Genomic DNA, 19,688 nt, shown 5'->3' with positions numbered 1-19,688 from the left:
CTACGAGGCCGCGGGGCCTGCCTCGACGAGCGTGGACTCATCGGTGACGCGGTAGCGCGTGCCGGTCTGCGGGCACTCCCAGAGGTCCGGCTCGCCCTCGCGCTCCACGAGCTTCACGCCCGCGTGGCCGACCCAGCCGATCTGTCGGGCCGGGACGCCGACGACGAGGGCGAAGTCGGGGACGTCCTTGGTGACCACGGCGCCGGCGGCGATCATGGCCCAGCGGCCGATCCGGACCGGGGCGACGGCGACGGAGCGGGCGCCCAGGGAGGCGCCTTCGGCGATCTTCACGCCCACGGCCTCCCAGTCGCCGCCGCGCTTCTGCTTGCCGTCGGGGTCGACGGAGCGTGGGTTGTGGTCGTTGGTGAGGACCACCGACGGGCCGATGAAGACTCCGTCGGCGAGCTCGGCGGGTTCGTACACGAGCGCGTAGTTCTGGATCTTGACGTTGTCGCCGATCCGGACGCCCGTGCCGACGTAGGCGCCGCGTCCGACCACACAGCCCTCGCCGAGCCGGGCCTGCTCGCGGATCTGGGCGAGCTCCCAGACGCTGCTGCCGGCGCCGATCTCGGCGGTCTCGTCGACCTGGGCGGTGGGCTGGACTCTGTAGTTCACTGCGCATCTGCCTTTCGGAGTCGGTCCTCGACCGGCGAGCCCACGTCGTGGCCCGTGCTCAGCAGGAGGCGGTCGTAGTCGTCCCGGACGGTCTCCCAGTCCCAGGTCGCAAGGGCGTACCCGGACGCCTCACGCCCGGCGGCGGCCCGGATCTGCTCGGACGCGGTCGCGGCGAGGATGCGGTCGGCGGCCTGCTGCGGGGTGGTGACGACCCAGTCCTCGGGGAAAAGGGTGCGCGTGCTGTGCGGGCGTCCGGCCACGAACGGCCAGTCCCGGACGACCGGCACGGCACCGGAGGCCGCTCCCTCCATCAGCCCGACATGGCAGCCCTCGCGGACGGAGCTGCTGAGGATCACTCCCACTCCGGCGAGCACACCGGGCACGTCGTCGCTCGGCCCGAGCCTGCGTACGGCGCCCGAAGGCTCCAGCTCGGCGAGTTCCCTCTCCAGGGCCGAGTGATAGGCGGCGGCCGCGGCGCTCGGCGCCGGATTGATGCCGCCGCCGACCATCAGCAGGCGGTAACGCTCGTCCCGGGCCCGGAGCAGCCGCAGCACCTCCAGGGCCCAGCGCGGGTCCTTGGCGATCTGCCCGATCCCCACCAGGCCCACGGTGAACCGTACGTCATCGCTCTTGGGACGGTCGAAGCGCCGCAGGTCCAGCGCGTTGTGCAGGAAGTGGAGGTGCGGCGCGTCGGTGGCGAGCAGCCGGGGGACGGCCGCGGTGGTCATCTCCCGCATGTGCTCCGCGATGAAGACGATGTCGTCGATCCGGGAGAAGTCCATGATGTGCGGCCAGTGGGTGAACGACTCGTACTTGTGGAGCCGGACCACGACCCGGGTGCTGCCGGGGTCGACCAGGGTCATGAACGCGGCAGCCGTGGAACACCATTCGACGAAGACCGTGTCCGCCCAGTCCAGGTGGGGGCGGAGTGCCGCTTCCACCGCGGCTCCGTACGCGGCCTGGCCCCCGAGCGGCAGCTCGATCATCCGTTGCAGCCCTTTGGCCAGCGGAGCGGTCACGGGGTCGGCCGCCAGGTCCAGGGTGCGCAGCTCGACATCGGGGTGGTTCGCGTAACGCTCGGTGAGCAGACCCAGGAAGTTGGCGTTGGCGAGGTTCACCACCAGCAGCCGCAGCGGCCGGTCGGCCGGGGGCGCGGCAGGGGGCGTTTTCCGGCCGCGGGGTGCGGCCACCGCGCGGGCGGTGGCGCTGGCCCGCAGCCGGGCGGTGAAGCCGGCCGGGTCGTCGGAGAGGGGGGAGTGGAGCCGGTCGATGTGCGGGACCCGGTGGAAGGCCAGCTGCAGGGCCCGGGTGAGAGCCGCCGCGGCCTCCTTCCTACGGCCTGCCTTCAGCTGCGCGTCCGCGCAGGCCAGCTCGGCGGAGTACGCCTGGACGAGATGGCGGGGGACGAGGCCCCGGCCGAGCTGGGCGTCGGCTGCCTCGCCCAGCAGATCCGCCTTGAGCCGACGGTTCCCGACGCGTTGCGCGCAGACACCCAGGACCCGCTCGGCGACGAATGGCCGGTCGGTGCGGGACAGCCGGGCGACCGCGCGGCGGGCAACCTTGGCCAGAAGTTCATCGGGGATCTGTGGTCTTGGCACGGTTCGACTCCACTGTCTCGGTAGAACTCGGACCGTACGGTCAAATGACAGTGAGGGAAAGTCGCGAACTGGTTCTGTAATCAAGGGGCTTCACAGGGTCACCAATGCCTGCGGGAGGTGCCTGCGGAGGACTGTGGTCCGGCTCGCGGGGGTCCGGTTCGACCGTCCGGGGTGGCCCCGTGATCTTGGCCATCGGCATGCTTCCATGCGCGTCGAGACGCTTCCTGTAGGCGTGAACCCGCGATGCCGTGTGCCAGTGACGGATGCGGATGAGATTTCGGTTTCGTTCCGCAATCTGGCACCTGGCCTGAAATCGTCGGTGCGGGCTCGTGCTCTGCCGACAGTGCATGCGCTGGGCACATCTGCAAATCACCCTGGCTGTGAAGTCGCCCGGTCGTGACAGCCTGGAGTCGCACCTGAAGCGGCCTGGCCCGCCGTCGGGCTTCGGCTTGCCAGGAAACACGGTGCCGGGATGAGAGCCGTTGTTGTCGAGTGGACGCCGCGTGGTCTCTTTTGTCGGTCGCCTCCCTGATTCAGGTTGAGAATCTCGCGATCTGTGGGTGACCGGCTGACTGTGCCAGATATCCCGATTGGGCGAATCCGGCGCCGTCGACAGCAGCTGGGCTGCCGTGACAGTGGCTGGTCCCGCTGTATGCGGCATGTGCGCGCGATGGGGGCTACTCCTTCCCCTTGTGTAGTTTTAGTGATCTTTTGAAGTGTTGGACATGTGCATCCGACCTACCCCCCATAAGACTTTAATGTCGCCTTTTTGAAACTTGTTACTGCTCGATTTCGGCTTAACGGCATGTATCGGACATGTTCTTGACAGGCCCATGTGGTCGTTATTGCATTCGCTTTGCTGTGCGCTACCAAAAATTCGTGAATCGGGGGGATGGGTGGTGTGCGGCTTTCTCTCAAGGGGTGGGATGTGAATACGAAATCCGGCATGTCCGGAATCATTGCCGCGATCGGCCTGCTTGTCGCGACCGGGGGTGCGACGGCCGCGGGGGCCGTCCCCGCCGCCGCGGCGGCCTCCTGCGCGGGCGTGAGCACGGACTTCAACGGTGACGGCCTCGTCGACAACGTGGTCACGGACCCGCAGGCGACCGTGGACGGAGTCCCGCAGGCCGGTCTGGTCCGGGTGCTCTACGGCGGAGACAAGGGCGTCAGCGAAATCTCGCAGGCAACCCCCGGGATGGGGGTCTCTCCGGAGCGGGGGGACCAGTTCGGGTCTGCGGTCGCCTCGACGGACTTCAACGGCGACGGCTGTTCCGACCTTGTGATCGGGACCCCGTACGAGGACACCGGTGGCTCCGGCGCGGACGTCAAGGACACGGGCTGTCTGCACATCGTCTACGGCTCGCCCACCGGGATCGGTGTGGGCTCGACCATCGAGGGCTACACCCAATCGGCGTTCACTCCGGGGGCCAACAACGAGGCGGGGGACCGCTTCGGCTACGCACTCCAGGCAGGTACGGCCGACACGGGCCAGCCGTATCTCGTTGTCGGTGTACCGGGCGAGGGGGTGGTCGTGAATGGTGTGGACCAGGCCGATGCCGGTGCCATCGTCTATCAGCAGGGCGCCAAGCGGACCACGGTCACGCAGGACAGCCCGGGCGTGCTCGGCGTGGTCGAGGCCGGCGATCAGTTCGGGGCTGCGCTGACCGGTACCAATCGCTATTTCGCCGTCGGGGTACCGGGCGAGACCATCGGCGCCGACGCGGTTGCCGCGGGAGCCGTGGCCGTGTTCAACCACACGCTCACCGACGGGATGCCGACCGCGATCGCCGGTATGGACCAGGCGGGCGAAGGCGAAGCTCTCACGGGCATCGCCGAGGCCGGTGACAGGTTCGGTGCCGCGCTGTCGATGACCGGCTACCGTCCGGCGAATCAGACGTACAACTCCGACGCCCTCCTCGCCATCGGCACGCCGGGCGAGGGCATAGGCAATGTGCCCGACGCGGGCGGCGTGGCCGTGGTGAGGATCGAGCCCTCGGGCCGGGTCACGGAGATCAAGGCATTCGATGCCGGGACCGCGAACGTCGAAGGCGATCCAGGAGCGGGCGACTTCTTCGGGCAGCGCGTGGCCATCACGAACACGAACACCGGTGTCGTCACCGGCACCGCCACCGTCCGGCTGGCCGTGGGTATTCCCGGCCGGGATGTCGGCGGAGTGAAGGACGCCGGGGTGATCCAGGTGTTCAAGCCGCTGGACAGTGACATCGGAGCCGCCGACAGGATCATCGAGCGCGGCTCGCCCGTCCTGCCCGGCAAACCGAACGCCCGTGACTTCACCGGTATCTCACTGCGATCCGGCGCCGTGACCCTCTACGTCGGTATCCCTTACAGCAAGGACCCCGCCACTTCCAAGGGCGTCCTCCACACGATGCCGTGGTCCGACATCGACGGCACCACGACCGGGGGAACCAAGACCTTCCAGCCCGGTAGCGGCGGGCTCTCGGACATCGGAACTTCCTTCGGGGCAGTCGGATGACCGGCGTGGGACGCCAGGAACTGGACAACGATGAGAGCGACAGAGAGCAGACCGCGATCGTGAACGGGCGTGTTGCATACGGGCGTCTGTGGAGTCGCAGACCCCTGGTAGCCGTGACACTTACGGCCCTGCTGGCCACGGGGCTGGGTTTCCCGGCCCTGTCCGGCGAGCTTGCGGAGGCTGCTGCGGCACCCGCCGAGGGCAGCACCGCCGCCGGAACCGAGGAGGCTCAGCAGGCCGCCTCCAAGAGCGGTGACCCGGTCGAGGTGCTGAGCCTGCGCGACGAGCGCAGCACGACGGTGGCCAACCCGGACGGCACCTTCACCACCACCACGGCCGTCCAGCCCGTACGGACCCGTAAAGACGGACGATGGGTGGACATCGACACCACCCTCGTCCGACAGGCGGACGGTTCGTACGCGCCGAAGGCGGCCGTATCGGCGGTGTCCTTCTCCGGGGGCGGAGCCACGACGTTCGCCACGATCGAGAAGGACGGGCGCGCGCTCTCCCTGGACTGGACCGGCAAGCTGCCCGCACCTGCGGTCGACGGACCGACCGCGACCTACCAGGACGTGCTGCCCGGGGTCGACCTGAAGGTGACCGCCAACGCGGAGGGCTTCTCGCACCTGATCGTCGTGAAGGACGCCGAGGCGGCCGCCAATCCGGAGCTGGCCGAACTGCAGTTGCCGGTTGACGCGACCGCGGTCGATCTCAAGAAGTCCGACGACGGCGGCCTCACCGCGACCGACGCGGCCGGCGGCACCGTCTTCGAGGCTCCCGCACCGTTGATGTGGGACAGCAGTCAGGGTGTGGGGGAGGTCGGGACGGGTCCGGCTCCCACGCCGTCGGAGCCGTCCGGTGACGATGTCGCCGTGACGCCCCCGGACGGAACCCGTGTCGCCGATGTCGACATGCGGGTCGGTACCGATGAGATGACGCTGACTCCGGACAGGACACTGCTCCGGGGTGAGGACACGGTGTATCCGGTCTACATCGACCCGGTGGTCAAAACCGCCAGCCGCACAGGCTGGACGATGGTGTCGTCGTACTACTCGTCGGCCTCGTTCTGGAAGTTCAACGACCACGAGGGTGTCGGAAAGTGCCCTGCCGATGTGTCGTACCAGTGCGCCGGTTCCAACGACAAGAAGCGCCAGTTCTTCGCCGTACCTACCGCGTCCTTCGAGGGCAAGGACATCATCTCGGCCGAGTTCGCCGTGACGATGGTCCACACGTACAGCACCTCCGCCAAGGCCGTACAGCTGGGACGGGTCAACTCCACCGGTGCGAGCGCGATCAACTCCACCACCAACTGGGGCAACCAGCCCACGCTGAAGGAGACGCTCGCCAGCAAGTCCCCCACCAACCCGGCGGGGTCGTGCACGTCGACCAACCAGAACGTGCGGTTCGACGTGAAGAGCACCGTCCAGAAGGCCGCCGACAGTGGCTGGGACACCACGACGTTCCGGCTGCGTGCGGACAATGAGGACGACTACTCGTACTGGAAGCGGTTCTGCGGAAACGCTCATCTCGAAGTGACGTACAACCGGCCGCCGCTGGCGCCCGCCATGAGCGACCTCAGCATGTCGCCCGGCGGTTCGTGCCAGTACGGGCGCGCGGACGAGCACTACGTGTCCGAGGCCCCGGTCCTCAACGCGGTCATCAAGGACTACGACCACAACGACACCGCCGGCAAGTCCGAAAGCCTGAAGGCACGCTTCCACGTCTTCTGGACCAAGAACGGTGTGCAGGTCGACCACTACGCCACCACCGGAGCCCGCACGACGACCGGAACGGGCCAGACGGGCTCGGCATCGTTCAAATACACCGTCGGTTCCGACCTCAGTACGGACTCGGACGCCGGATTCACCATCCCTTCCAACGTCACGATCGGCTGGGAGGTGCAGGGGACGGACGGAACCGCCTGGGGCCCGTGGAGCAGCGCGGGCACTGCCACCCGCTGCGAGTTCATCTACGACGCCACCACGCCCGCCGCGCCCGTGATCAGCTCTGTCCAGTACCCCGACGACGGCGCCTGGCACGCGGGCGTCGGTGATTACGGGGCCTTCACCTTCGACTCGCCTTCCACCGACGTGGCCCACTACCAGTACCGGTTCAAGGGCACCAGCGGCTGGTCGACGGTCGACCCCGCGACACCGGGCGGACCCGCGACGGTGAAGTTCATGCCGACTTCCGAAGGCGACTGGTCCGTGGAGGCCAAGGCCGTCGACGCGGCCGGGAACGCCCAGAAGACGACCATGGGGTACATGTTCCTCGTCGCCGACGGGCGGGCCCCTGTCGGGGGCTGGACCCTCGGTGACGTCAAGGGATCAGGTTCCGCGGCCGGTACGGGGACTTCGCCCGCCGCCGCACCCGGCACGGGCGTCACCTTCGGCGCCAAGCCCGGGCCGCTCGGTGCGGCTGACACGTACGCGGCACTGGACGGCACCGAGAACGCCTATCTGGACGCGGGGCGGCACATCGTCGACACCGACACCGGGTTCTCGGTCAGTGCCTGGGTCAATCTTCCCGAGGAACCGAAGCAGGACCAGACCGTGGTCAGCCAGGACGGCACGGGCCTGCCCGGCTTCGACCTGGGTTACGACGTCGACAGCCGCAGCTGGGTCTTCCGGGCCCCGTTCAACGACCTTGAGTCCGTGGGCGACTGGAAGGTCACCGGCGGCAAGGTGGTGCCCGGTGCCTGGACACACCTCGTCGGCTCCTACGACGGCGTCACCGGTGTGATGGCGCTGTACGTGGACGGCACAGCGGTCACCGCCACCGCGAAGCGGCAGGCCCCGTGGAACGCGGCCGGAGCCCTGCAGATCGGCCGCAGACTCGCACTGGAGGGATATACCGCCCACCTCAAGGGCGGTGTCGCCGACGTCCAGGTCTACGACCGGGTCGTGACCGGCCCCGAGAGCGCCGACCTGGGCGGCATCGTGGCCCAGCAGCTCGCCTACTGGGACGTGGACTCCGCACCCGGCGGTGTGGCACCGGAGGCGGGCGGCGGAACCGGGCTCACGCTCGGAGGCGGCGCGTCCATCTACGTACCGGCACCGGGCAGTTGCGATCCGGAGGTCGATCCGGAGTGCGTCGAGACGCCGTCCGAGGACCCCATGTGGGGTGACGGGCACCTGCTGCTGAACGGCACCGACGCCTACGCCACCCGGGCGGCCGGGCTGCTCACGAAGCGGGACAGCTTCACCCTGACCGGGCGGGCCCGGCTCTCCTCGGTGTCGCCCACCAAGGATCAGACGGTCATGGCGCTGTCCGGCACCAAGGGCAGTGCGGTCACCGTGGGCTACTCGGCCGCAGACAACCGCTGGACCCTCACCGTCACCGACGGGGACTCGGCCACCGCCACGAGCACGACCGCGAAGGCAACGGGCTTCCTGCCCAGCACCGGTATCAAGGGGGACCACCTGGCCCTCGTCTACTCGGCGGTCTTCGGTGACGTGGTGCTCTACGTCAACGGTGTCGAGAGCGCCCGGTTGCCCTGGGACAACACCTGGGACTTCACCACCACCGCGTTCCAGGTCGGCCGCACCCTCACGGGCAGTACCTCCGGGGCCTTCCTCTCGGGGGCGGCCGACGAACTGCGCCTGTTCCAGGGCGCACTGGACGCGAGTCTCGTGAACCTGGTCAGCGGTCTCGCGGATGACACGAGCATCGAGGCGACCGTGACCTGATCGACCACCGCGGCCGGGGGCGGGACGCCGATGTCCCGTCCCCGGCCGCCTGCTTTGCCGCACGTTCCTGACCGATATCTCCTGACGGAGCTTTCATGCGCTCATCACCTTTTGGAAGATCGCGCTTCCATGTGCCAATACGCATGGTCCGCAATTGCGTACTCACCGTGGCGTTCGCCCTTTCTGTCGGCCTGCTTCCGCAGTACGCCCCGGAGGCCGGCGCCGCACCTGACACAGCGGCCTTGCCCGAAATCCAGACCAAGAACGACGATCCGGTCTCCGGCAAGAACGGCAGGGCCCGGAAGTTCACCGGGACCGACGAGGCCGCCCGCGCCGAGGTCACCGAGGCGGCCGTCACCCGCTGGCCCAAGGCCACCTCCGACGAGGTCGCGGTCGGGGCCAAGGGGTCCAGGGGAACGCAGGCCGACGGCCTCCCCCTGAAGGTCGCGGCCACCGGCACCAGCAGCCCGGACCGTGTCCGGCTCGAGGTACTGGGCCGGAAGAAGGCCGAGGCGGCGGGCGCCGACGGCCCGCTGATGACGGTGTCGCGGGCCGACGGCAAGACGAAGCGCGGGCCGGTCGAGGTCGCACTCGACTACCGGGACTTCGCGGGTGCCTACGGTGGCGGCTACGGTTCGCGACTGCGTCTGGTGACCTATCCGGAGTGTGTGCTCACCACACCGGACCGGCCGGGATGCTCCACGGCGACCCCGCTGCCGACCACCAACGACACCCGGCGCTCCACGCTGACCGCGAAGGTGCCCGCCGCACCGGACTCGACGACGGACAAGCCGGGCACGACGACGGACACACCGGACTCGAAGGCCCTGGTGGCAACGGCCTCCCCGGTCACCGTCCTGGCCGTCACCGCCGGCTCCGGCGGTGACCAGGGCAACTTCGGCGCCACCTCGCTCAAGCCCTCGTCGCAGTGGAGCGTCTCCAACTCCTCCGGCGTCTTCAACTGGTCCTATCCGATCAGCGCCCCGCCCGTGCCGGGCGGACAGTCTCCGGGGATCTCCCTCACCTACAGTTCGCAGTCGGTCGACGGACAGACCGCCGCCACGAACAACCAGGGCTCCTGGATCGGTGAGGGATTCGGCTACGAGCCCGGCTACATCGAGCGCCGCTACAAGCCGTGTGCCGACGACGGTCACGACGACACCAACGGCGACCAGTGCTGGGGCTACGACAACGCCACCATCTCCCTGGCCGGCGGCACGTCGGGCGAGCTGATCAAGGACGACACCACCGGCGAGTGGCACGTCAGCTCCGACGACTTCTCCAAGATCGAGAAGCTCACCGGCACCACCAACGGCGACGACGACGGCGAGTACTGGAAGCTCACCGCCACGGACGGGACCCAGTACTTCTTCGGCCGCAACCGGCTGCCCGGCTTTGCGACCGGCAACGAGACCACCAACTCCGCCTGGACCGTTCCCGTCTACGGTGACGACAGCGGCGAGCCCTGCTACAAGGCCGCCCTCGCGGACGCCTACTGCGACCAGGCGTGGCGCTGGAACCTCGACCACGTCATCGACCCGCACGGCAACACCATGTCGTACTTCTACGGCACGGAGACGAACTACTACACCCAGGGCCTGAAGACCGGCGAGAACGGCAAGCCGTACATCCGGGGCGGCTACCTGAAGCGCATCGACTACGGGCAGCGGGAGAACAAGGCCTACTCCACCAAGCCCGCCGCACGCGTCGTGTTCACCACCGAGGAGCGGTGCCTGGGCAAGCTCACGGACTGCTCGGAATCGGCGCTGAAGGACACCACGGCCGCCGACTGGCCGGATGTGCCGTGGGACCGCAACTGCAAGGTCGACACCAAGTGTCCGGGGCAGAACTCGCCCACCTTCTGGACCCGCAAGATGCTCAGCGGGATCACCACGCAGATCCGCAACGGCGACACCACCTACGAGGACGTCGACGTCTGGAAACTGGGGCACAAGTTCACCGACAACGGTGACGGCTCCCGGTCGCTCTGGCTCGACACCATCGACCACACGGGCCGGGTGGGCACCGACAAGTCCGTCCCCACGGTGCTTCTGCACGGCATCCAGCTCGCCAACCGCATCGACGTTCCCGACGACAACATCCAGCCGTTCCACCGCTTCCGCCTCAGCGGGGTGGAGAGCGAGTCGGGCAGCGCCCTGTCGGTCAACTACTCGAAGCCGGAGTGCACCCCCACCACGCTGCCCAAGCCCGGTGAATCGACGGTGCGCTGCTACCCGGTCAAGTGGAACCCGCCGGGTGTGAAGGACCCCGTCACCGACTGGTTCAACAAGTACGTCGTCACCGACATCGCTGAGCAGGACCTGGTCGGCGGAGCCCCGGACCAGGTCACCACGTACACGTACCTGGGTGACGCCGGCTGGCGCAAGGCCAAGCCCGACGGCCTGTCCAAGACCGACTACCTGACGTGGAGCGACTGGCGCGGCTACGGCAAGGTCCGGGTCGAGACCTCGGACGGCAGCGTCAAGCCCTCCAACACCAAGACCGAGCACGTCTTCTTCCGCGGCCTGGACGGGGACACCGATCCCGGCGGCGGTACCCGCTCCGTCAAACTGACCGCCTCCAACGGCAACGTGTACGACGACTCCGACTGGAAGTCCGGCACCGAGCTGGAGACCACGACCTACAACGGCGACAAGATCGTCTCCAAGTCGGTCAACGTCCCCTGGACCAAGGTCACCGGAACCCGCGTCAAGGACTGGGGAACCTCCACCTCCCGCTTCGTCAGGTCCGGTCGCACCGACAACTACGAGGCACTGGACGCCGGTGGCTGGCGGCGGACCGCCTCCACCACGTCGTACGACGACAAGGGCCGTGCCGTCCAGGTCGCGGACGTCGGGGACGTGGACGTCGCCGACAACCAGTGCACCCGCACCGAGTACGCCGACAACCCCGACAAGCACATGTACGGCTACGTGTCGCGGGTCGAGACCGTCTCGGTGGACTGCGGTGTGACACCAGACCGTTCCAAGAAGGTCATCTCCGACGACCTGACCTTCTACGACAACGCGACCACACTCGATGCCGCACCGACCAAGGGTGAACCGACCCTGGTGAAGCGGCTGGCTTCGCACGACGGCACGACCGCGACGTACCAGGAGGTCTCCACTTCCACGTACGACAGCTACGGGCGCCCGCTGACCGTGACTGACGCGGCGAAGACGCCGACCACGGCCACCTACAAGGAGAACGCGTACGGGCTGGCCGTGTCCAAGACCGAGACGAACGTCTTCGGCTGGGCCTCGACCACCGAGTACGCACCCCAGTGGGGCACGGTCTCGGCGCAGACCGACATGAACGGCAAGCGCACGGACCTGGCGTACGACGGGCTCGGCCGCATCGTCTCGGTATGGATGCCCGACCGGGAGAAGGCGAAGTTCACCCCGTCCATCACCTATGAGTACGGCATTCGGACCGACGGCGCGAACTACCTGCACACGCAGAAGATCAAGAAGGACGGAGCCTCCTACCGCCACGAGTACACCCTCTACGACGGCCTGCTGAGACCGCGTCAGATCCAGTCCGAGGCCCAGGGCGGCGGACGCCTCCTGGCGGACACGTACTACGACGGCTCCGGCCGCGTGGTGAAGATCAACGACACCTACTACGCCAACGGCGGACCGTCGTCGACGCTGTTCATCCCGGTCAACAAGGACATCGACGCGCAGACGGTGACCGAGTTCGACGGAGCCGGGCGCACCACGGCGACGATCCTGAACGTCGCGGGCGTGGAGAAGAACCGCACCACCTTCACCTACGGTGGCGACCGGGTCCACGTGGACCCGCCGAACGGTCAGATCCCGACCACGACGATCACGGACGCCCAGGACCGCACGGTCGAACTGCGCCAGTACAAGGGCGACAAGCCCCTTCCGACGGGAACCGCGGCCGACTACGTCGCCACCAAGTACGCGTACACGCCGTCCGGTCAGCTGGCCAAGGTGACCGACGACAAGCAGAACACCTGGACGTACACGTACGACCAGCGGGGCCGCAAGCACAGTGCGACCGACCCCGACACCGGAGCCAGCACGTTCGAGTACGACGACCTGGACCGGCTGCTGTCGACCACGGACTCGCGGAACAACACCGTCACATCGGTCTACGACAAGATCGGCCGCGTCGCCGAGACCTGGCAGGGGCCGGCGGCCACCGGCACCAAGCTGTCCGTCTCGCGGTACGACACGGTGGCCAAGGGCGAGCTGTACAGCACGTCCACCTACAGGGACGGCGCGCTGCTGTCGACGGTGACCAACACGGCACTCTCCGACGACCTCGAACCGACCACGACCAAGTACTACCTGTCGAAGACGGCCGAGCCCGAACTGGGCGGCACGTACCAGGTCGACACCGAGTACAACCAGGACGGCACGGTCAGGACGCAGACGGTCCCGGCCGGGGGCGGCCTGGCCGCGGAGACGCTCTCGTACATGTACGACGACCTGCAGCGCCCGGTCGCTCTCGACACCTCGCTCGGCGAATCGAGCTACGTGTCCAAGGTCGCGTACTCGCCGACGAACGAGCTGACGAACCTGGAGCTGAGCACGGGCCGGGCCGGGGACAAGAAGACGTTCCTGTCCTACGCCTACGAGCAGGGCACCGCGCGGCTCGTCAACGCCCGGGTCGCCGTCGAGGGCACTCCGACGTCCTACGACGCCCGGTACACCTACGACGCGGGCGGCAACGTCCAGTCAGTCGTGGACACTCCGGCCAGCGGTACCTCCGACGCCCAGTGCTTCCGGTACGACGGCCTGCGCCAGATGACCGAGGCCTGGACGTCGAAGGTGACCTCCGACGGAGCCGCGGGCACCGGTCCGACGGACGCCGCCTGCACCCCTGCGGCGTCCGCCGCAACGGTCGGCGGTACAGCCCCGTACTGGTCTTCCTACGCGTTCGACACGCTCGGCAACCGGACGTCGGAGACCACCCACGGCGTCAACGGCTCCGCCACCTCCACCAAGACGTACACCTATGGGGAGAACGGCGAGGGCCCGCACCAGCTCACCACCGAGACGGTGGACACCACCGCCACATCGTCCACCCCCGCCGTCAAGTCGGCCAACACCTACACTTACGACAACACGGGCAACACCGAGAGCCGTGTGCTCAACGGCGACACCCAGAAGCTCGACTGGAACAAGCAGGGCAAGCTCGCCAAGGTAACCAATGCCGACGCCACCACCACGGACTACGTCTACGACGCGTCCGGCGGCCGTCTGCTGAGGAAGACCGCGGACGAGTCCACGTTCTACCTGCCGGGCATGGAACTGCACCTCAAGAAGTCCACCGGTGCGGTGACTGCCACCCGTTACTACGGCCTGGCCGGCCAGACCGTCGCGGTCCGGGACAACAACGGCGTGACGTTCCTGGCCTCCGACCACCACGGCACGGCGCAGTTCGCCGTGGACGCGGCCACGGGCACCGTCCAGCGGCGCCGGATGGACCCCTTCGGCGCCGAGCGCGAGCGCACGTCGTCGGACTGGGTGGACGACAAGGGATTCGTCGGCGGCACGGTGCAGGATTCCACCGGACTCACCACGCTCGGAGCACGTGAGTACGACGCCGGGACCGGTCGGTTCATCTCCGCCGACCCGATCATCGACTACACCGATCCACAGCAGATCAACGGCTACGCGTACGGCCTGAACAACCCGGTCACCTTCTCCGACCCGGACGGCCTCAAGCCCGACGACTGCACCATGGTCGGGATCACCTGCGCCCCGACCGGCAACGGCGGTTGGAAGGTCCAGGCCACACAGCAGTACTACAGCTACTACCAGGTCCAGGCTCCGAAGGAGACGCCGGCACAGCACAAGGCCCGCAAGGCGCAGAACGACGCCGACGTGGCCAAGCAGCGTGCGATCGCCGCGGCCAAGGAACTCGCCAAGATCGCCGCCGACGAACTCGGCATCACCGACGCCCTCGACTGCTTCACCACGGGCGCCCTGGGCGCCTGCGGTGCCACCATCGTCAACGTCGTCACCAGCGCGGCCGGCGGCATCGTCGGCAAGATGCTCAGCAAGTACGGAATTCCCTGGAAATGGAAGAAGGGCATCGAACTTGTCGCTCGCGTTGGGCGCCTGGCCGACAAACTGATCAGCGGGGTCAAGGACTGGTACAGCAAGTCGAAGCTGGCCCGGAAGCTGGGATCCTGCCTCGTCGGAAAAAATAGTTTCGCGCCAGGCACTCGGGTGCTGATGGCCGACGGCACGTCGAAACCGATCGAGAAGGTCAAGATCGGTGACGAAGTCCTCGCCACGGACCCTGATACCGGCGAGACCAGACCCCAGAAGGTCACAGCCGAGATCAAGGGTCGAGGACTGAAGAACCTCGTCAAGGTCACCCTCGACATCGACGGCCCCAAGGGCGACAAGACCGCCTCGGTCACCGCCACGGACGGCCACCCGTTCTGGGTGCCGGAACTGGGTGCTTGGCTCGACGCCACTGACCTGGAACCGGGCGAACGGGTCCGTACGGACTCGGGCACGCAGGTGGCGATCCGCGCAGTCGAACGCTGGACAGTCGTGTCGGCCACTGTCTTCAACCTGACAGTCGGAGAACTGCACACGTACTACGTGTTGGCCGGCTCCTTGCCTGTTCTGGTGCACAATGCCGGCGGGGCGGATCAACCGAGAATTGTCATCAATGCGATCCAGCAACTTCTGGCGGGAAATCTCTCGCAGCGCAGAAATCCGGACGGATCTCTGGACTTTTTCAAGGGGAGTGACCTCCCGAACAAGCGGTCCAAGGATTACTGGAAAGATGACGAGGATAACGGAAGAAGGACGAGGATTTATTCGGTGCCGGGTGGAGGAGACGACTATCGACTGGTTGTACGAGAGACGGCAGGCATCCCGGATGCGTACGCATGGGTTGGTCCCAAGGGGATGCAGAAAAATGCCGGACACTTCTACGGCAAGCTGAACCAGTTCACTCCAGGCTGCCCGTAAGGAGACATCATGAGGATGGAAACACTCGCTGGGGAGTTGGCCGCATCGGGGCTGACCCTTCTCGGTGGTGAGCCGGTGCTGGCGACCTGTCCCCCCGAGGCTGCGACGTTGGCAAGTGCCTGCGGCCCGGAGCACGGACGGATCGATGAGGTCGTTGATCTCAAGCGGCCTAACGCCCTCCAGGATGTCAACGCCGCATGGCACAGGTTGGCCACGCGCTTCGGGCTGTTCGGTGAGCAAGGAGAGTTTCTGCTCTTCGTCAATCTGGGCGGTGACGGTGACAGCGACTTCAGTTGGGTCCGGGTGAAGCTGCGGGGGGGCTGGAATATGGCCGGGGCCACCGAAGGCACCATCAACGGTCCTGCGAGCGACGGGCTGCTTACCATGTCGCCGCGTGGCGGGGTCATTATCGAAGGGACGACTTATGAAGATGGCATGGCATCGGTACTGGCCGTCCCGAACCCTCATCGCGCCCTCCCTATTCGCCGCTTCTCGGAAAGCATCATGAGGAGTGGAGAAGTTGAACCTGGTGAGGCGGCGAGCATCGGCAGATGGCTCGACCAGAGCTAGGATGGGTCGCTGGCACGCAAACGCTCAGCTGGGTTTTCCTGGCCAAGTATCTTGCGTGAACTGATTCGTGACTCGGGCGATCGGCCGAAGCTTCGTCACGAATTTCTGGCCATGTAATTTTGCAAAAATGCCACCCGGCCGCATTTTAGTGGCCGGGTGGCAGGTATTCCCGCTGTCGTGGGTATGCGCACTTTGGCGGCAACGCCAGCGGATGACGACTGCGGCAGGCGTATCGTCGGGGTCGGCTTCGGTGCCCTTGGTGGCGCGCCCAGCAACCTTGCCTTTGGCGATGGTGGTTCCAATCTGGGAGGCCGTGGACCGGATGGCCCTGGCGCCGATCTGCCTGCCGAAGGCCACGAAACGGATGCCGCCGTGACGCGTCACCAGTGCGTGGGGCCGCACGAGAGCGAGGCGGGAGTGGCGAAGGCGCGGGGCGTGTCGTGGCATGTCGCCGAGGTGGGATGCGCGCCAACCTCTCTTCAGCGCCGTCGGCCCCGGTGCGTCACCGCGCCGGGGCCGATTCGCGAGGCTTTCGCGGGCTACGCGGTGTGCTCTGTCAGGGTCCCGTCCTTCTCCGCGTACAGGGTGCCGGTCTGCGGGCACTCCCAGAGGCCCGGCTCGCTCTCGCGCTCCACGAGCTTCACGCCCGCGTGGCCGACCCAGCCGGCCTGGCGGGCCGGGACGCCGACGACCAGTGCGAAGTCGGGGACGTCCTTGGTGACCACCGCGCCGGCGGCGATCATGGCCCAGCGGCCGATCCGGACCGGGGCGACGGCGACCGAGCGGGCGCCCAGGGACGCGCCCTCGGCGATCTTCACGCCCACGGCCTCCCAGTCGCCGCCGCGCTTCTGCTTGCCGTCGGGGTCGACGGAGCGTGGGTTGTGGTCGTTGGTGAGGACCACCGACGGGCCGATGAAGACTCCGTCGGCGAGCTCGGCGGGTTCGTACACGAGCGCGTAGTTCTGGATCTTGACGTTGTCGCCGATCCGGACGCCCGTGCCGACGTAGGCGCCGCGTCCGACCACGCACCCCTCGCCGAGCCGGGCCTGCTCGCGGATCTGGGCGAGCTCCCAGACGCTGCTGCCGGCGCCGATCTCGGCGGTCTCGTCGACCTGGGCGGTGGGCTGGACTCTGTAGTTCACTGAACGTCTGCCTTTCGGAGTAGGTCCTCGCGCGGCGAGCCTACGACCTGGCACGACGCGGGCCCGCCCGAGGTCTTCGGCGGCGGCCCGGTTTGACCGGCCGAAGACAGGCCCGTAACCTTGTCCATCGGCGTGTTTTCCATGCGCGCCTTCCCCTGAGCACATTCCTCCCGGCGGATCCGTCCGTCAGGAGAGGCCGCTCATCCTTCCGGATCGTCGCGGGCCCCGGCCTGCGCGGGCGGCTGGCATCAGGGGCTCCGTTCCGAGCGAGAGAGAGATCCGCGTGTACGCCATCGTGCGCAGCGGTGGCCGCCAGCACAAGGTTGCTGTCGGTGACATCGTTGAGGTTGACAAGATTTCCACTGCCCAGGTTGGCGACACGGTCGAGCTCTCGACCCTGCTCGTGGTCGACGGCGACGCCGTGACCAGCGACCCGTGGGTGCTGGCCGGGATCAAGGTCCAGGCCGAGGTCGTGGACCACCACAAGGGCGCGAAGATCGACATCCTTCGCTACAAGAACAAGACCGGCTACCGCCGTCGCCAGGGTCACCGCCAGCAGTACACGGCGATCAAGGTCACCGGTATCCCCGCGGCTGCGAAGTAAGGGACTGAGGAGACATGGCACACAAGAAGGGCGCATCGTCCACCCGGAACGGGCGCGATTCCAATGCTCAGCGGCTCGGCGTGAAGCGCTTCGGCGGTCAGGCCGTCAACGCCGGTGAGATCCTGGTCCGCCAGCGCGGCACCCACTTCCACCCGGGCACGGGCGTCGGCCGTGGCGGCGACGACACGCTGTTCGCTCTCGCCGCCGGTGCGGTCGAGTTCGGCACGCACCGTGGCCGCAAGGTCGTGAACATCGTTCCGATCGCCGGCTGATTTTCGGCGCTCGTCGAGCGGTTTCTGCGGAGGCGGACCTCACTTCCCGTACGGGAAGCGGGTCCGCCTTTCGCGTGTTTCTCCCATGAGAGACGGCTTTCTCCGCCATGGGGACAGCACGAGTGAGACATTTCTGCATGTATGTAACTGGAGGTTTCAACCATGACCACCTTCGTGGACCGCGTCGAGCTGCATGTCGCCGCGGGTAACGGGGGCCACGGCTGTGCCTCCGTACACCGTGAGAAGTTCAAGCCGCTCGGCGGTCCGGACGGCGGCAACGGCGGCCGCGGCGGCGATGTGACCCTGGTCGTCGACCAGGCGATCACCACACTTCTCGACTATCACCACCACCCCCACCGCAAGGCCACCAACGGCCAGCCCGGCGCGGGCGACAACCGTTCCGGCAAGGACGGCCAGGACCTGGTCCTGCCGGTACCGGACGGCACGGTCGTGCTCGACCGGAACGGCAATGTGCTCGCCGACCTGGTCGGCCAGGGCACCACGTTCGTCGCCGGCCAGGGCGGCCGCGGCGGCCTCGGCAACGCCGCGCTGGCCTCCGCCCGGCGCAAGGCCCCCGGCTTCGCGCTGCTCGGCGAGCCCGGTGAGGCCCGGGACATCGTCCTGGAGCTCAAGACCGTCGCCGACGTCGCGCTGGTCGGCTACCCGAGCGCCGGCAAGTCCTCGCTGATCTCCGTCCTCTCGGCGGCCAAGCCGAAGATCGCCGACTACCCCTTCACGACCCTCGTCCCGAACCTCGGCGTGGTCACCGCGGGCAGCACCGTCTACACCGTCGCCGACGTCCCCGGCCTGATCCCGGGCGCCAGCCAGGGCCGCGGCCTCGGCCTGGAGTTCCTGCGGCACGTGGAGCGCTGCTGGGTGCTGGTGCACGTGCTGGACACCGCGACGCTGGAGTCCGACCGGGACCCGGTCTCCGACCTCGACATCATCGAGGAGGAGCTCAAGCAGTACGGCGGCCTGGAGGACCGGCCCCGCATCGTCGTCCTCAACAAGGTCGACATCCCGGACGGCCAGGACCTCGCCGACATGATCCGCCCGGACCTGGAGGAGCGCGGCTACCGCGTCTTCGAGGTGTCCGCCGTCGCCCACACCGGCCTGAAGGAGCTCTCCTTCGCGCTCGCGGGCATCGTCGCCGAGGCGCGTGCGGCCAAGCCGGTGGAGGTGGCGACCCGGATCGTCATCCGCCCGAAGGCCGTCGACGACGCGGGCTTCACCGTCACCCTGGAGGAGGACGGCATCTACCGGGTGCGCGGCGAGAAGCCGGAGCGCTGGGTGCGCCAGACCGACTTCAACAACGACGAGGCCGTCGGCTACCTGGCCGACCGGCTCAACCGTCTCGGTGTCGAGGACGCACTGGTGAAGGCCGGTGCCCGTGCGGGCGACGGCGTCGCCATCGGCGCCGAGGACAACGCGGTCGTCTTCGACTGGGAGCCGACCCTGGCTGCCGGTGCGGAGATGCTGGGCCGTCGTGGCGAGGACCACCGGCTCGAAGCACCGCGCCCGGCGGCGCAGCGCCGCCGCGAGCGCGAGTCGGAACGCGACGAGGCGCAGCGCGAGTTCGACGAGTTCAACCCCTTCTAGGGCGAGCCGATTCGGCCCCGGGGGGGGGGGGGGGGGGGGGGGGGGGGGGGGGGCGCGGCGGGGGGGGGGGGGGGGGGCCCCCCCCCCCACCCCCCCCCCCCCCCCCCCCCCCGGGCCGCCTAGTTGAGGACTTGGAC

General features: G+C 68.0%; 11 protein-coding genes. 7 read left to right on the top strand and 4 right to left on the bottom strand.

Going from position 1 to position 19,688, the window contains the following annotated elements; translation table 11 throughout:
* Both ACIRJP_RS21415 and ACIRJP_RS21410 read right to left on the bottom strand, forming a co-directional pair.
* Positions 1-615: an acyltransferase gene (locus ACIRJP_RS21415; protein ID WP_404176329.1), complete on the bottom strand. Its 615-nt coding sequence runs from the start codon at positions 613-615 to the stop codon at positions 1-3.
* Positions 612-2,213, bottom strand: coding sequence for a glycosyltransferase (locus tag ACIRJP_RS21410; protein ID WP_404176326.1), 1,602 nt, complete (start codon positions 2,211-2,213; stop codon positions 612-614). Before ACIRJP_RS21410 ends, ACIRJP_RS21415 begins: the two co-directional genes overlap by 4 nt.
* A 946-nt stretch (positions 2,214-3,159) precedes the next feature.
* Between ACIRJP_RS21410 and ACIRJP_RS21405 the strand changes: the two genes are divergently transcribed.
* The 4 genes from ACIRJP_RS21405 to ACIRJP_RS21390 all read left to right on the top strand — a co-directional run bounded on the left by ACIRJP_RS21405 (position 3,160) and on the right by ACIRJP_RS21390 (position 15,934).
* Complete coding sequence (locus ACIRJP_RS21405) at positions 3,160-4,707, top strand: FG-GAP repeat protein (RefSeq protein ID WP_404176323.1); 1,548 nt, start codon at positions 3,160-3,162, stop codon at positions 4,705-4,707.
* Between the two features lie 113 nt (positions 4,708-4,820).
* The gene (locus ACIRJP_RS21400; protein ID WP_404176320.1) at positions 4,821-8,396 is read left to right on the top strand and encodes a LamG-like jellyroll fold domain-containing protein; all 3,576 of its coding nucleotides are present in this window, start codon (positions 4,821-4,823) and stop codon (positions 8,394-8,396) included.
* Between the two features lie 242 nt (positions 8,397-8,638).
* Entirely contained in the window at positions 8,639-15,364 is a 6,726-nt protein-coding gene (locus ACIRJP_RS21395) for an RHS repeat-associated core domain-containing protein (RefSeq protein WP_404176317.1), read from the top strand.
* Positions 15,365-15,373: 9 nt separating this feature from the next.
* The gene (locus ACIRJP_RS21390; protein ID WP_404176313.1) at positions 15,374-15,934 is read left to right on the top strand and encodes a hypothetical protein; all 561 of its coding nucleotides are present in this window, start codon (positions 15,374-15,376) and stop codon (positions 15,932-15,934) included.
* Positions 15,935-15,958: 24 nt separating this feature from the next.
* On the opposite strand, the gene ACIRJP_RS21385 is transcribed toward ACIRJP_RS21390, so the two are convergent.
* The gene (locus ACIRJP_RS21385) at positions 15,959-16,318 is read right to left on the bottom strand and encodes a hypothetical protein (protein ID WP_404176310.1); all 360 of its coding nucleotides are present in this window, start codon (positions 16,316-16,318) and stop codon (positions 15,959-15,961) included.
* Positions 16,319-16,473: 155 nt separating this feature from the next.
* Positions 16,474-17,076: an acyltransferase gene (locus ACIRJP_RS21380; RefSeq protein ID WP_404176307.1), complete on the bottom strand. Its 603-nt coding sequence runs from the start codon at positions 17,074-17,076 to the stop codon at positions 16,474-16,476.
* 283 nt (positions 17,077-17,359) lie between these two features.
* Between ACIRJP_RS21380 and rplU the strand changes: the two genes are divergently transcribed.
* The 3 genes from rplU to obgE all read left to right on the top strand — a co-directional run bounded on the left by rplU (position 17,360) and on the right by obgE (position 19,551).
* On the top strand, positions 17,360-17,680 hold the full coding sequence (rplU, locus tag ACIRJP_RS21375) for a 50S ribosomal protein L21 (protein WP_030921216.1): 321 nt from the start codon (positions 17,360-17,362) through the stop codon (positions 17,678-17,680).
* A gap of 14 nt (positions 17,681-17,694) precedes the next feature.
* Entirely contained in the window at positions 17,695-17,952 is a 258-nt protein-coding gene (gene rpmA, locus ACIRJP_RS21370) for a 50S ribosomal protein L27 (protein ID WP_018103204.1), read from the top strand.
* A 162-nt stretch (positions 17,953-18,114) separates the two neighbouring features.
* Positions 18,115-19,551: a GTPase ObgE gene (gene obgE / locus ACIRJP_RS21365; protein ID WP_404176302.1), complete on the top strand. Its 1,437-nt coding sequence runs from the start codon at positions 18,115-18,117 to the stop codon at positions 19,549-19,551.
* The last annotated feature ends 137 nt before the right edge of the window (positions 19,552-19,688 follow it).

It is taken from the genome of Streptomyces sp. NPDC102437, from assembly GCF_044765565.1.
GTDB lineage: Bacteria > Actinomycetota > Actinomycetes > Streptomycetales > Streptomycetaceae > Streptomyces.
Note: the sequence above shows the minus strand (reverse complement) of the source record. Positions and strands in the feature narration are given on the sequence as shown.